This window comes from Streptomyces paradoxus, from assembly GCF_014202475.1.
In the GTDB taxonomy this organism is placed as follows: Bacteria; Actinomycetota; Actinomycetes; order Streptomycetales; family Streptomycetaceae; genus Streptomyces; species Streptomyces paradoxus.
On sequence record NZ_JACHGV010000025.1, the window covers coordinates 17,321 to 29,911 of the forward strand.

The 12,591-nt window shown below is 71.4% G+C and carries 15 protein-coding genes and 1 pseudogene; 7 read left to right on the top strand and 9 right to left on the bottom strand.

Going from position 1 to position 12,591, the window contains the following annotated elements; all coding sequences use genetic code 11:
- Window positions 1–25: 25 nt before the first annotated feature.
- On the top strand, window positions 26–1,252 hold the full coding sequence (gene serB / locus HNR57_RS38785; protein ID WP_184568068.1) for a phosphoserine phosphatase SerB: 1,227 nt from the start codon (window positions 26–28) through the stop codon (window positions 1,250–1,252).
- 72 nt (window positions 1,253–1,324) lie between these two features.
- Here the strand turns inward: serB and HNR57_RS38790 are convergent, their stop codons facing one another.
- The 4 genes from HNR57_RS38790 to HNR57_RS38800 form a co-directional block, all read right to left on the bottom strand.
- Window positions 1,325–1,843, bottom strand: coding sequence for a SixA phosphatase family protein (locus HNR57_RS38790; RefSeq protein WP_184568070.1), 519 nt, complete (start codon window positions 1,841–1,843; stop codon window positions 1,325–1,327).
- Between the two features lie 65 nt (window positions 1,844–1,908).
- Entirely contained in the window at window positions 1,909–2,115 is a 207-nt protein-coding gene (locus HNR57_RS38795; protein ID WP_184568072.1) for a hypothetical protein, read from the bottom strand.
- Window positions 2,116–2,279: 164 nt separating this feature from the next.
- Window positions 2,280–2,396, bottom strand: a complete 117-nt coding sequence (locus HNR57_RS40500; RefSeq protein WP_097215821.1) for an SGM_5486 family transporter-associated protein — start codon at window positions 2,394–2,396, stop codon at window positions 2,280–2,282.
- 67 nt (window positions 2,397–2,463) lie between these two features.
- Window positions 2,464–3,807, bottom strand: a complete 1,344-nt coding sequence (locus HNR57_RS38800) for a CynX/NimT family MFS transporter (RefSeq protein WP_184568074.1) — start codon at window positions 3,805–3,807, stop codon at window positions 2,464–2,466.
- Between the two features lie 70 nt (window positions 3,808–3,877).
- On the opposite strand from HNR57_RS38800, the gene HNR57_RS38805 reads away from it, so the two are divergent.
- Window positions 3,878–4,570, top strand: a complete 693-nt coding sequence (locus tag HNR57_RS38805; protein ID WP_184568076.1) for a FadR/GntR family transcriptional regulator — start codon at window positions 3,878–3,880, stop codon at window positions 4,568–4,570.
- Here HNR57_RS38805 and HNR57_RS38810 read toward each other — a convergent pair.
- From HNR57_RS38810 to fabG, 3 genes are all read right to left on the bottom strand, one after another.
- Window positions 4,548–4,898: a hypothetical protein gene (locus tag HNR57_RS38810; RefSeq protein ID WP_184568078.1), complete on the bottom strand. Its 351-nt coding sequence runs from the start codon at window positions 4,896–4,898 to the stop codon at window positions 4,548–4,550. The two genes, HNR57_RS38805 and HNR57_RS38810, sit on opposite strands and share 23 nt — an antisense overlap.
- A gap of 161 nt (window positions 4,899–5,059) precedes the next feature.
- Window positions 5,060–5,827: an enoyl-ACP reductase FabI gene (gene fabI / locus HNR57_RS38815; RefSeq protein ID WP_184568080.1), complete on the bottom strand. Its 768-nt coding sequence runs from the start codon at window positions 5,825–5,827 to the stop codon at window positions 5,060–5,062.
- A 5-nt stretch (window positions 5,828–5,832) separates the two neighbouring features.
- A complete protein-coding gene (gene fabG / locus HNR57_RS38820) occupies window positions 5,833–6,552 on the bottom strand; it encodes a 3-oxoacyl-[acyl-carrier-protein] reductase (RefSeq protein ID WP_184568082.1) in 720 nt (239 codons plus the stop codon).
- A 270-nt stretch (window positions 6,553–6,822) separates the two neighbouring features.
- Between fabG and HNR57_RS38825 the strand changes: the two genes are divergently transcribed.
- The 3 genes from HNR57_RS38825 to tyrS are packed head-to-tail and all read left to right on the top strand — an operon-like array spanning window position 6,823 to window position 11,049.
- The gene (locus HNR57_RS38825; protein ID WP_184568084.1) at window positions 6,823–8,346 is read left to right on the top strand and encodes a TldD/PmbA family protein; all 1,524 of its coding nucleotides are present in this window, start codon (window positions 6,823–6,825) and stop codon (window positions 8,344–8,346) included.
- Window positions 8,343–9,737, top strand: a complete 1,395-nt coding sequence (locus HNR57_RS38830) for a metallopeptidase TldD-related protein (RefSeq protein WP_184568086.1) — start codon at window positions 8,343–8,345, stop codon at window positions 9,735–9,737. The genes HNR57_RS38825 and HNR57_RS38830 overlap by 4 nt, the downstream gene beginning before the upstream one ends.
- A gap of 43 nt (window positions 9,738–9,780) precedes the next feature.
- A complete protein-coding gene (gene tyrS, locus HNR57_RS38835) occupies window positions 9,781–11,049 on the top strand; it encodes a tyrosine--tRNA ligase (protein WP_184568088.1) in 1,269 nt (422 codons plus the stop codon).
- A gap of 91 nt (window positions 11,050–11,140) precedes the next feature.
- Here the strand turns inward: tyrS and HNR57_RS38840 are convergent, their stop codons facing one another.
- Window positions 11,141–11,416 (bottom strand): GlsB/YeaQ/YmgE family stress response membrane protein, encoded by a 276-nt coding sequence (locus tag HNR57_RS38840; protein ID WP_184568090.1) that lies wholly within the window; start codon window positions 11,414–11,416, stop codon window positions 11,141–11,143.
- A gap of 244 nt (window positions 11,417–11,660) precedes the next feature.
- Here HNR57_RS38840 and HNR57_RS38845 point away from each other — a divergent pair, with 244 nt between their 5' ends.
- Both HNR57_RS38845 and HNR57_RS38850 read left to right on the top strand, forming a co-directional pair.
- Complete coding sequence (locus tag HNR57_RS38845) at window positions 11,661–12,056, top strand: DUF3099 domain-containing protein (RefSeq protein WP_184568092.1); 396 nt, start codon at window positions 11,661–11,663, stop codon at window positions 12,054–12,056.
- Between the two features lie 217 nt (window positions 12,057–12,273).
- Window positions 12,274–12,486, top strand: coding sequence for a hypothetical protein (locus tag HNR57_RS38850; protein WP_184568094.1), 213 nt, complete (start codon window positions 12,274–12,276; stop codon window positions 12,484–12,486).
- Between the two features lie 3 nt (window positions 12,487–12,489).
- Here HNR57_RS38850 and HNR57_RS38855 read toward each other — a convergent pair.
- A pseudogene (locus tag HNR57_RS38855) lies at window positions 12,490–12,591 on the bottom strand (GTP 3',8-cyclase MoaA); the annotation flags it as partial.

Consider the following 12,591-nt stretch of genomic DNA (forward strand, 5'->3'; position numbering starts at 1 on the left):
GCCCGCCGGATACGGTGGAACCACCATGAGCGCTTCGCAGACCTCGTCTTCCGACGTCCCTGCCGACGTCCCCACCCTCCTTGTGAAGATCTTCGGCAAGGACAGGCCGGGCATCACCGCCGGTCTCTTCGACACCCTCGCCGCCTACTCCGTCGACGTCGTCGACATCGAGCAGGTCGTCACCCGTGGCCGGATGGTGCTCTGCGCGCTCGTGACCGAGCCGCCCCCCGGACTGGAGGGCGATCTGCGGTCGACCGTCCACAGCTGGGCGGAGTCGATGAAGATGCAGGCGGAGATCATCTCCGGCCTGGGCGACAACCGCCCGCGCGGGCTGGGCCGCTCCTTGGTCACCGTGCTCGGGCACCCGCTCACCGCCGAGGCCACGGCCGCGATCGCCGCGCGGATCACGAAGACCGGCGGCAACATCGACCGTATCTTCCGGCTCGCCAAGTACCCCGTGACCGCCGTCGAGTTCGCCGTCTCCGGCGTGGAGACCGAACCGCTGCGCACCGCCCTGGTGACGGACGCGGCGCGGCTCGGCATCGACGTGGCGGTCGTCGCCGCCGGTCTGTACCGGCGCGCGCAGCGCCTGGTCGTCATGGACGTCGACTCGACGCTGATCCAGGACGAGGTCATCGAGCTGTTCGCCGCCCACGCCGGCTGCGAGGACAAGGTCGCCGAGGTGACGGCGGCCGCGATGCGCGGGGAGCTGGACTTCGAGCAGTCCCTGCACGCGCGCGTGGCGCTGCTGGAGGGGCTGGACGCGTCGGTCGTGGACAAGGTGCGCAGCGAGGTACGGCTGACGCCGGGCGCCCGGACCCTGATCCGTACGCTGAAGCGGCTCGGCTACCAAGTCGGCGTCGTCTCGGGCGGCTTCACCCAGGTCACCGACGATCTGAAGGAGCGGCTCGGGCTGGACTTCGCCCACGCCAACACCCTGGAGATCGTCGACGGGAAGCTCACGGGCCGGGTGACGGGCGAGATCGTCGACCGGGCGGGCAAGGCCCGGCTGCTGCGCCGGTTCGCCGCGGAGGCTGGTGTTCCGCTGTCGCAGACGGTGGCGATCGGTGACGGTGCGAACGACCTGGACATGCTGAACGCGGCGGGTCTCGGGGTCGCCTTCAACGCCAAGCCGGTGGTGCGCGAGGCCGCGCACGCCGCGGTGAACTTCCCCTTCCTGGACACGGTCCTGTACCTGCTGGGCGTCACGCGCGAAGAGGTCGAGGCGGCGGACACCCTCGACATCGGCTGAACCGGCACCGACCGAACCGGCCAGGAGGGGCCCGGCACCGCACCGGCGCCGGGCTCTGTCACCCGGAGATCGTCACTCGGCCGGCGCCCAGTAGTCCCGCAGCGTGGCCACGCCCGGCTCCAGGCTCTTCCACGCGCCGCCGAACGACAGCACGGCGAAGGCGGCGGCCGGGAAGCCGCGGCGGCTCATCCGCTCCCGGGCGTCCTCCTCGCCGGAGCCCGCCAGGACCTCGGCGAGGCCCTGGATGCCGGGGTTGTGCCCGATCATGAGGACGTTCTGCGCGTCGTCGGGGGTCTCGTTGAGCAGGGCGATCAGCTCGCCCGGCGAGGCCTCGTAGATCCGCTCCTCGTAGACGGTTTTCGGCCGCTGCGGGAACTCCTGGACGGCGAGCTTCCAGGTCTCCCGGGTCCGGACGGCGGTGGAGCACAGGGCCAGGTCGAAGGCGATACCGGTGTCGGTCAGCCTGCGCCCGGCCTCCGCCGCGTCCATTCGGCCCCGGTCGGCGAGCGGACGCTCGTGATCCGTGACCTGTGGCCAGTCGGCTTTCGCATGGCGGAAGAGGATAATCCTGCGGGGTTCTGCGACGCTCATGAGATCCAGCTTCGCATGAAACACGCCACGGGGCGCAGGGAGTTGACCACCGGCTTCGGCCGTGATCAGCGGACGATCAGCTGCTGCACACGCTCGAAGAGGTGGGTGATCGCCGGGTCGCCGGTGGCCGCGTGGGCGTCGGACGGGTTCAATATCAGGGCGAGCAGCGCGGTGAAGGCGAGCACGGGCAGGGCGAGAGCCCACCAGGGCAGCCGGCCGGCGGCACCGGCCCGGGTCGCCGGGTGGGGCCGGGTGTGCGTAGGGGCCGACATGGTGCCTCCGCTCTCCGAGTGGTCGGTGACCGTCTCGCGGTCACACACTCGAAGCTACGGAATCCGCGGCCGCCGCCCCATCCGGTGATCCACCCACTTGACCCTGACCCTCACCCCCTAGGGGACAGGGGGGCTAGCCCCACCACGTGCCGCGCAGGCGCCGGTCATGGTGAGGCGATGGTGGCGATGACGGCGATGACGATGAAGATCGCGAAGAAGGCGCCGAAGACGAGCAGCATCTTCTTCTGACCGTGCTGGGGATTCGGGTCGAGCACTGGCATGGGGCAAGTCTCCCACCCCCGGCGGGCGCCCGGCGCCCGGGGGTGACTCCCGGCCCCGGGGCGTGGCTCAGCGGGCCGCCTCGTCCTCCACCGTGCGGTCGCGCCCGGCCAGGAAGCCGACGACCATCTGCGGGATCATCAGGGCGCTCATCAGCGCGATCGGCAGGCCCCAGCCGCCGCTGTGCTGGTAGAGGACGCCCACCAGGAGCGGTCCGGGGATGGAGATCAGGTAGCCGGTGCTCTGCGCGAACGCCGACAGCTGGGCCACGCCCGGGCCGGTCCTGGCCCGCATGCCGACCATGGTCAGGGCGAGCGGGAAGGCGCAGTTGGCGACGCCGAGCAGCAGGGCCCAGGCCCAGGCTCCGGCGGCGGGCGCGAGGTACAGCCCGGCGTAGCCGGCGAGGCCGCAGACGCCCAGGGCGAGCACGATGGGGCCCTGGTGGGGCAGCCGGGTGGCCAGACGGGGTATGACGAAGGCCAGGGGCACGCCCATCACCATGGTGACCGCCAGGAGCAGCCCCGCGGTGCCGGCGGGCACGCCGGCGTCCCGGAAGATCTGCGCCATCCAGCCCATGGTGATGTAGGCGGCGGTGGCCTGGAGCCCGAAGAAGACGGCGAGCGCCCAGGCGGTGCGGCTCCGGGCCATCCGCAGCCGGGGCGTCTCCCCGCGCGCGTGCTCCGCCGAAGGGGCCGCCGGGCTCTGCGTCTGCGGGGCCTCGGCGGCCCCCTCCCCCGCCCCGGGCGGTGTGGCGCGTCCCCGGACGAAGGGCAGCCACGGCAGGACGGCCGCCACGGCGAGCCCCGCCCACAGGGCCAGGCCCGTCTGCCAGCTGCCGCCGAGGGTGTCGGTCAGGGGGACCGTCACCGCGGCCGCGAGGGCCGTGCCGAGGGCGAGGGCCATCGAGTACAGGCCGGTCATGGAACCCACGCGGTCGGGGAACCAGTGCTTGACGATGACCGGCATCAGGACGTTGCTGACCGCGATGCCCATGAGGGCCAGGGCGCTGCCGGCCAGGAAGCCGGCCGTGCCGCCGGCGTAGGGGCGGACGAGCAGGCCGGTGGCGATCGCGGCCATGCCGGCGCACACCACGGCGCCCGCCCCGAAGCGGCGGGCGAGCCGCGGTGCCATGACGCCGAAGACGGCGAAGCACAGGGGCGGCACGGAGGTGAGCAGCCCGGCGACGCTGCCGCTCATGCCGAGCCCGTCGCGGACCTCCTCCAGGAGGGCGCCGAGGCTGGTGATGGCGGGGCGGAGGTTGAGCGCGGACAGCACGATGCCGAGGACGAGCAGCCGCATCGTCCACGCGCGCGTGGCGGCACCGCCCGGTTTCCCGGCGCCGTGCGCGGCCGGGCTGCGAACGGTCGGGGGCGTCATCGTCCGGGTTTCCTCACTGGCCATGAGACCCATCATAGAATCATGGGATGATTGACTGTCCACTCCTCCGCTGCCCTGCGGCACCCCGGTCGTGCGAAGGTGAGTCATGCCCCTGAGCCATCCCCGCCGTTCGGCGCTCTCCGAGCAGGTCATCGCCGCCCTGCGGGCCCAGATCACCTCGGGCGAGTGGCCGGTCGGCTCCCGCATCCCGACCGAGCCGGAACTGGTCGAGCAGCTCGGCGTCGCCCGCAACACGGTCCGTGAGGCCGTGCGCGCCCTGTCGCACAACGGCCTGCTGGACATCCGCCAGGGCTCCGGCACGTACGTCGTGGCGACGAGCGAGCTGGCGGGCGTGATGCAGCGGCGGTTCGCCGAGGCCGACCCGCGGCACATCGCCGAGCTGCGCTCCACGCTGGAGTCGGCCGCCGCCCGGCTGGCCGCCGTACGGCGCACGGAGAAGGACCTCAAGCAGCTCGACGCGCTGCTGCTGCGGCGGGAGGAGGCCTGGGAGTCGGGTGACAAGGAGGCGTTCGTGGCCGCGGACGCGACCTTCCACCTGGCCGTCGTGGCCGCCTCCCACAACGACGTGATGACGGCCATGTACGCGGACCTGGGCGAGGTGCTGCGGGACTGGCTGCGCGAGGACGTCGGCGAGGAGCTGACCCCCGAGACGCACATGGACCACGGGCGGCTGCTCGACGCGATCCGCGCGGGTGAGGCGGACGCGGCCGCGGCGGAGGCCGCCCGCTACCCGTTCCTGTGCCGCCTGGGCGGCATCAGCTCTCCCGCCGGTGACTGATCCACACGTCCCCGACCTCTTTCCAGCACCGCCCCGTCAGCCGCACGGTCTGCGCGGGCCCGGCCTCGACCGGTGCGCTGTCGGTGTCGATGTCCCACCAGCGGACGCACTCGACGTGCAGGCTCACCCGGTCGGTCTCCGGGTAGGGGTTGTGGCAGTACGCGGTCACCTTGGAGCCGGTCACGCGGATCCGGCACGCGGCACCGAAGGGATCGGCCGACTCGCGCTCGTCGGCGGGCACGCGCGCGAGGGGCACCGCCTCGTACGCCAGGGTCAGCACGAGCGCGACGGCGAGGGACACTGAGGCCGTTCGGCGGGACAAGCGCACAAGGGGACCTCCTCGGCCGGGCTGGGGAGGGACTCGGGTGGTGAACGCGTACTCCAGAGTGCCCAGTTGCGGGCCTCCCCCGCCCGGCCGGCTGAGCCGAACGGGTGACGCCCCGCTCCCCGCGGTCTGCGGGGAACGGGGCGTCGGAGACGTACGGGAGATCAGGCTCCGATGGCGTGCAGACCGCCGTCGACGTGGATGATCTCGCCCGTGGTCTTGGGGAACCAGTCGCTCAGCAGGGCGACGACGCCGCGGCCGGCCGGCTCGGGGTCCTTCAGGTCCCACTCCAGCGGGGAGCGGTCGTCCCACACGGAGGCGAGCTCGCTGAAGCCCGGGATGGACTTGGCGGCCATGGAGCCGAGCGGACCGGCCGAGACCAGGTTGCAGCGGATGTTCTGCTTGCCCAGGTCGCGGGCCATGTAGCGGCTGGTCGCCTCCAGGGCGGCCTTGGCCGGGCCCATCCAGTCGTACTGCGGCCAGGCGAACTGCGCGTCGAAGGTCAGACCGACGACGGAGCCGCCGTTCTGCATCAGCGGCAGGCAGGCCATGGTGAGCGACTTCAGGGAGTACGCCGAGACGTGCATGGCCGTGGCGACCGACTCGAACGGCGTGTTGAGGAAGTTGCCGCCGAGGGCGTCCTGCGGGGCGAAGCCGATGGAGTGCACGACCCCGTCGAGGCCGCCGAGCTCCTCGCCGACGATGTCGGCGAGCCGGCCGAGGTGCTCGTCGTTGGTCACGTCGAGCTCGATGACCTTGGTGGGCTTGGGGAGCTTCCTGGCGATGCGCTCGGTCAGCGTGGGCCGCGGGAACGCCGTGAGGATGATCTCGGCGCCCTGCTCCTGGGCCAGCTTGGCGGCGTGGAAGGCGATGGAGGACTCCGTCAGCACACCCGTGATCAGGATGCGCTTGCCCTCGAGAATTCCGCTCATGGTGATCAGTGACCCATTCCCAGTCCGCCGTCAACGGGGATGACGGCTCCAGTGATGTACGAGGCGTCGTCCGAGGCGAGGAACCGCACCGTCGCGGCGATCTCCTCCGGCTGCGCGTACCGGCCGAGCGGGACCTGCTTCACGATGTTCTCGCGCTGCTCGTCGGTGAGCGCCTTGGTCATGTCCGTGTCGACGAAGCCGGGCGCGACGACGTTGAAGGTGAGGTTGCGCGAGCCCAGCTCCCGGGCGAGGGAACGCGCGAAGCCGACCAGGGCGGCCTTGGAGGCGGCGTAGTTCGCCTGGCCGGGACCGCCGTACAGCCCGACGACCGACGAGATGAGCACCACGCGGCCCTTCTTGGCGCGCAGCATGCCGCGGTTGGCCCGCTTGACGACGCGGAAGGTGCCGGTGAGGTTGGTGTCGATGACCGAGGTGAAGTCCTCCTCGGACATGCGCATCAGGAGCTGGTCCTTGGTGATGCCGGCGTTGGCGACGAGGACCTCGACGGGGCCGTGGGCCTCCTCGATCTCCTTGTAGGCCTGCTCCACCTGCTCGGCGTCGGTGATGTCGCACTTGACGGCGAGGCAGCCCAATTCCGTCAGGGCGGCCGGCGGCTCACCCGAGCGGTACGTGATGGCGACCTTGTCGCCGGCATCGGCGAAAGCGCGGGCGATGGCGAGGCCGATGCCCCGGTTGCCTCCGGTGACGAGAACCGAGCGGCTCAACGGATCACCCTTTCGATAGCGGTCTGATACCCGCCCCGGCGCCTGGACGACAGGCGGTGATGACAGGCGGCTTCCCCGAAAACCTATCGGTCCGGGCAGGCTCGCGGACAATCGGGCACCGACAGTGGCGTACGGGACTCACTGTCGGGTCCCTACAGAAACCCGCGGGTCCGGCTGCGGAAACTCATGGCCCGCGCGCCGGATGGGCGACATGATCGGAGCAGTCACGACGCACGGCAACCACGGTCACCTCGACAGAAAGAGACGGCGGTGCCTCATACCATCGACGAGGCCTTCACGGCCCTCCCCCTACGCCCCCTCGCCGACGCCGCCCTCGCGCGCGCGCGTGCGCTCGGCGCCGAGCACGCGGACTTCCGGTTCGAGCGGGTGCGGGACGCCTCCTGGCGGTTCCGGGACGCCAAGCCCGCCGGGTCGTCGGACACCACCGATCTCGGATACGCGGTGCGGGTGGTGCACGGCGGTACGTGGGGCTTCGCCTCGGGCGTCGACCTCACCCTGGACGCCGCCGCCCGGGTCGCCGGGCAGGCGGTGGCGATGGCCAAGCTGTCCGCCCAGGTGATCAAGGCGGCGGGGTCGGACGAGCGCGTGGAGCTGGCCGGCGAGCCGGTGCACTCCGAGAAGACGTGGATCTCGCCGTACGAGATCGACCCCTTCTCCGTGCCCGACGAGGAGAAGGCCGGGCTGATGGCGGAGTGGAGCGCGCGGCTGCTGGCGGCCGACGGGGTCGACCACGTCGACGCCTCGCTGCTCACCGTCCACGAGAACAAGTTCTACGCGGACACCGCCGGGACCGTGACCACGCAGCAGCGGGTGCGGCTGCACCCGGTGTTCAACGCGGTGTCGGTGGACGAGTCGAGCGGCGAGTTCGACTCGATGCGCACGCTCGCGCCGCCCGTGGGACGCGGCTGGGAGTACCTGCGGGGCACCGGCTGGGACTGGGAGGGCGAGCTGGAGCGGATCCCGGAGCTGCTCGCCGAGAAGATGCGCGCGCCGAGCGTGGAGCCGGGCCTGTACGACCTGGTCGTCGACCCGTCCAACCTGTGGCTGACCATCCACGAGTCCATCGGGCACGCCACCGAACTGGACCGGGCGCTCGGCTACGAGGCCGCCTACGCCGGCACCTCCTTCGCGACGTTCGACCAGCTGGGCAAGCTGCGCTACGGCTCCGAGCTGATGAACGTCACCGGCGACCGCACCGCCGAGCACGGCCTGGCCACCATCGGCTACGACGACGAGGGCGTCGAGGGCCAGTCCTGGGACCTGGTCAAGGACGGCACCCTCGTCGGCTACCAGCTGGACCGGCGGATCGCGAAGCTGACCGGCTTCGAGCGGTCGAACGGCTGCGCCTACGCCGACTCCCCCGGGCACGTGCCGGTGCAGCGCATGGCGAACGTGTCACTGCGGCCGGACCCGGCCGGGATGTCGACCGAGGACCTGATCGGGGGTGTGGAGCGCGGCATCTACGTGGTCGGCGACCGGTCCTGGTCGATCGACATGCAGCGCTACAACTTCCAGTTCACCGGCCAGCGCTTCTACCGCATCGAGAACGGGCGGCTCGCCGGGCAGCTGCGCGATGTGGCCTACCAGGCGACGACCACCGACTTCTGGGGCTCGATGTCCGCGGTGGGCGGGCCGCAGACCTATGTGCTCGGTGGCGCCTTCAACTGCGGCAAGGCCCAGCCGGGCCAGGTCGCGGCCGTCTCCCACGGCTGCCCGTCTGCCCTGTTCAAGGGCGTCAACATCCTCAACACCACGCAGGAGGCCGGTCGATGAGCGCGCGTTCCAGCAAGCCGCACGAGGTCGTCGAGCGCGCCCTCGAACTGTCCCGGGCGGACGGCTGTGTCGTCATCGCCGACGAGCAGTCCACCGCCAACCTGCGCTGGGCGGGCAACACGCTGACCACGAACGGTGTCACGCGCGGGCGCACGCTCACCGTGGTCGCCACGGTCGACGGCAAGGAGGGCACGGCCTCCGGGGTCGTGTCGCGGTCCGCCGTGACCCCCGACGAGCTGGAACCCCTGGTGCGGGCCGCCGAGGCCGCCGCGCGCGGCGCCGGGCCCGCCGAGGACGCGCAGCCGCTGGTCACGGGCGTGGCACCGTCACCGGAGTTCACGGAGGCGCCCGTCGAGACCTCCTCCGCCGTGTTCGCCGACTTCGCTCCCGCGCTCGGTGAGGCGTTCGCACGCGCGCGTGCGGGAGGTCGCGAGCTGTACGGCTTCGCCAACCACGAGCTGGTGTCGTCGTACGTCGGCACGTCCACGGGGCTGCGGCTGCGTCACGACCAGCCGAACGGGACGCTGGAGCTGAACGCCAAGTCCCCCGACCGGACCCGGTCCGCGTGGGCCGGGCGCTCCACGCGGGACTTCAAGGACGTCGACCCGGCGGCCCTGGACGCGGAGCTGGCGGTGCGCCTGGGGTGGGCCGAGCGGCGCGTGGAGCTGCCCGCCGGGCGCTACGAGACGCTGCTGCCGCCGACGGCCGTGGCGGACCTGCTGATCTACCAGATGTGGTCGGCGTCGGGCCGGGACGCGGTCGAGGGCCGCACGGTGTTCTCCAAGCCGGGCGGCGGCACCCGGGTCGGCGAGAAGCTGACCGACCTGCCGCTGACCCTGCGCAGCGATCCGAACGAGCCGGGTCTGGAGTCGGCACCCTTCGTGATCGCGCACTCCTCCGGGGGCGACCAGTCGGTCTTCGACAACGGGCTGCCGCTCGCGGCCACGGAGTGGATGCGCGAGGGTGAGCTGCGGCACCTGACGACCAGCCGCCACAGCGCGGGGCTGACCGGGCTGCCCGTGGCGCCGGGCATCGACAACATCGTCCTGGACGGGGGCACGGACCGGTCCCTGGACGAGATGGTCGCGGACACCGGGCGCGGGCTGCTGCTGACCTGCCTCTGGTACATCCGGGAGGTCGACCCGGCGTCGCTGCTGCTCACGGGCCTGACCCGGGACGGCGTCTACCTCGTGGAGAACGGCGAGGTGACCGGTGAGGTGAACAACTTCCGGTTCAACGAGTCGCCGGTCGGAGTGCTCGGCCGGGCCGCCGAGGCGGGGCGGACCGAGAAGACGCTGCCCAGGGAGTGGAGCGACTGGTTCACCAGGGCCGCGATGCCGGCCCTGCGGGTGCCGGATTTCAATATGAGCTCTGTCAGCCAGGGCGTATAACCTCGTACCTGATTACGAGCCCATTCAAGGAGATGCGAGAACCGTGACGGACATCGTCGACGAGCTGAAGTGGCGCGGGCTGTTCGCCCTGTCCACTGACGAGGACGCTTTGCGCAAGGCGCTCGCGGACGGTCCCGTCACATTCTATTGCGGCTTCGACCCGACGGCGCCGTCGCTGCACGTGGGGCACCTGGTGCAGGTGCTCACCGTGCGCCGGCTCCAGCAGGCCGGTCACCGGCCGCTGGCGCTGGTCGGCGGCGCCACGGGCCTGATCGGCGACCCGCGTCCGACCGCTGAGCGCACGCTGAACGACCCGGAGACGGTCACCGGCTGGGTCGCCAAGCTGCGCGCCCAGATCGAGCCGTTCCTGGACTTCGAGGGCGAGAACGCGGCCGTCATGGTCAACAACCTCGACTGGACGGAGAACCTCTCCGCCATCGAGTTCCTCCGTGACATCGGAAAGCACTTCCGCGTCAACAAGATGCTGACGAAGGACTCCGTGGCCCGGCGCCTGGAGTCCTCCGAGGGCATCAGCTACACGGAGTTCAGCTACCAGCTGCTGCAGGGCATGGACTTCCTGCAGCTGTACCGGCGCTACGGCTGCACGCTGCAGCAGGGCGGCAGCGACCAGTGGGGCAACCTCACGGCCGGCCTGGACCTGATCCACCGCCTGGAGCCCGACGCGACCGTGCACGCGCTGGCCACCCCGCTGATGACCAAGGCGGACGGCACCAAGTTCGGCAAGACCGAGGGCGGCGCCGTCTGGCTCGACCCGGAGATGACTACGCCGTACGCGTTCTACCAGTTCTGGCTGAACGTGGACGACCGGGACATCTCCCGCTACATGCGCATCCTGTCCTTCCGCTCCCGGACGGAGCTGGAGGAGCTGGAGCGGCAGACCGAGGAGCGTCCGCAGGCCCGGGCCGCGCAGCGCGCCCTGGCCGAGGAGCTGACGACGCTGGTGCACGGCGCCGGTCAGACGGCCGCCGTGATCGCCGCGTCCAAGGCCCTGTTCGGGCAGGGCGAGCTGGCGGAGCTCGACGAGAGGACGCTGGCCGCGGCCCTGTCGGAGGTGCCGCACGTCCAGGTCGCCGAGCTCGGCCCGGCCGTGGACCTGTTCGCCGAGGTCGGCCTGGTGGCCAGCAAGTCGGCCGCGCGCCGCACCGTCAAGGAGGGCGGCGCCTACGTGAACAACGTCAAGGTCGCCGGCGAGGACGCCGTCCCCGCCAAGGAGGACCTGCTGCACGGCCGCTGGCTGGTGCTGCGCCGGGGCAAGAAGAACCTGGCGGCGGTCGAGGTCACGGGCGCCTGAGAGCGGCGTTCGGACAGCGAGCTTCGTACAGCGAGCAGAGGAAGGGGGCGGTCTCCGGTGCCGGAGGCCGCCCCCTTCGCCGTGCGCCCCGTTATGCCCTGCGTCTGTCGCTCCTGGCCGCCGTCCAGGCCCGGTCGCCGAGGCCGACGAGGATGAGCGCGGCCACCAGTTGGAAGATGTGCCTCCACCAGTCGATGCCCGATGTGGCCTCGACACCGGCCGCCCGGGCGATGGCGTTGCCGGCGATGCCGCCGATCATGCCCAGGATGACGGTCAGCCACAGCGGGATGTGCTGCTTGCCCGGAATGATCGCCTTGGCGAGCAGCCCGAGTACCAGTCCTACGATGATCGCCCACAACCAGCCCATCGCTGCCTCCTCGTGCGGCTCGACGTGAGCACTACGGCCAGTGTCGGCCCAGGTGCCGTACGCCGCATGCCGGCCCGGGCCGTACGTGCCCCGGCGCAGGACGTTCGCCCGGGCGGTGCGCCACCCGGTCTCGTGACCGGCGCAGCCGCGGCGTAACGTGGGAGCTGTCCCGGTCAGGTCCCCCGGCCGGCCGAGGGCGGCTACGGGGCGGGGAGAGTCCGATACGGGCGGATGGTGGAATGCGATGCGGAAGCAGCATGGCGGCGGCAACGCCCAGGTTTTCCGGATCACCGGCGCCCGGACAGGGCTCCAGGAGGACGTACGCGGGCGGCAGCGCCGCTACGTGATCTCGATGACGGTCCGCACGATCTCGGTGATCCTCGCGGCCACGTTGTGGAACGTCGAACGGCACGTCGCCATCGTGGCGTTGGTGCTCGGGCTGGTGCTGCCGTACGTCGCGGTGGTGATCGCGAACGCGGGGCGCGAGAACGCGCCGTCTCTGCCGTCGACGTTCGTGGTGCCGCCGGCGCGTCCGATGATCTCGCCGCCGGCACCGGGTGACGGGCCGGCGGAACCCGGCGCGGAAGATGCCGTGTCCGAGCCGGTGCCGGGTGCGCGGGGCGAGACACCCGAGCGATAGGGGCCGTCGGGGGGAGATCACCGGTGATCACAAACGGAAGTCATCTTCCCGCCAAGCTCAAGAAAAGCTCAGATCAATCATGTTGTTCCAGTGCCGGGCCAGGGGTGATGCGTGACATACTTCGTACGCGCTCCGCATCCCCCGTCGGAGCGACGGACCGACGCCGGGCAGCTCCCCCCGTGGCTGCTCGGCGTCGCCTTTTCTGTGAGACGAAGCTGTGAGTGACGAGACGCCCATCTGTTCCGCGAAGGGCTGCCGGATCGAGGCCGTGTGGGTCCTGGCGTGGAACAACCCGAAGATCCATACGCCGGAGCGGCGCAAGACGTGGCTGGCGTGTGAGGAGCACCGCGAGCACTTGTCGCAGTTCCTCGGCGTGCGGGGGTTCCTGAAGGACGTGGTCCTGCTCAAGGAGTGGGAAGAGCCCCGCTAGGCGTCAGCCGCCGATCGCCGACATGGGCCGGTCGGGCTGCACGAACGTCGGGTCGTCCAGGCCCGCTCCCGCCTTCTTGCCCCACATGGCCAGGCGCCAGATGCG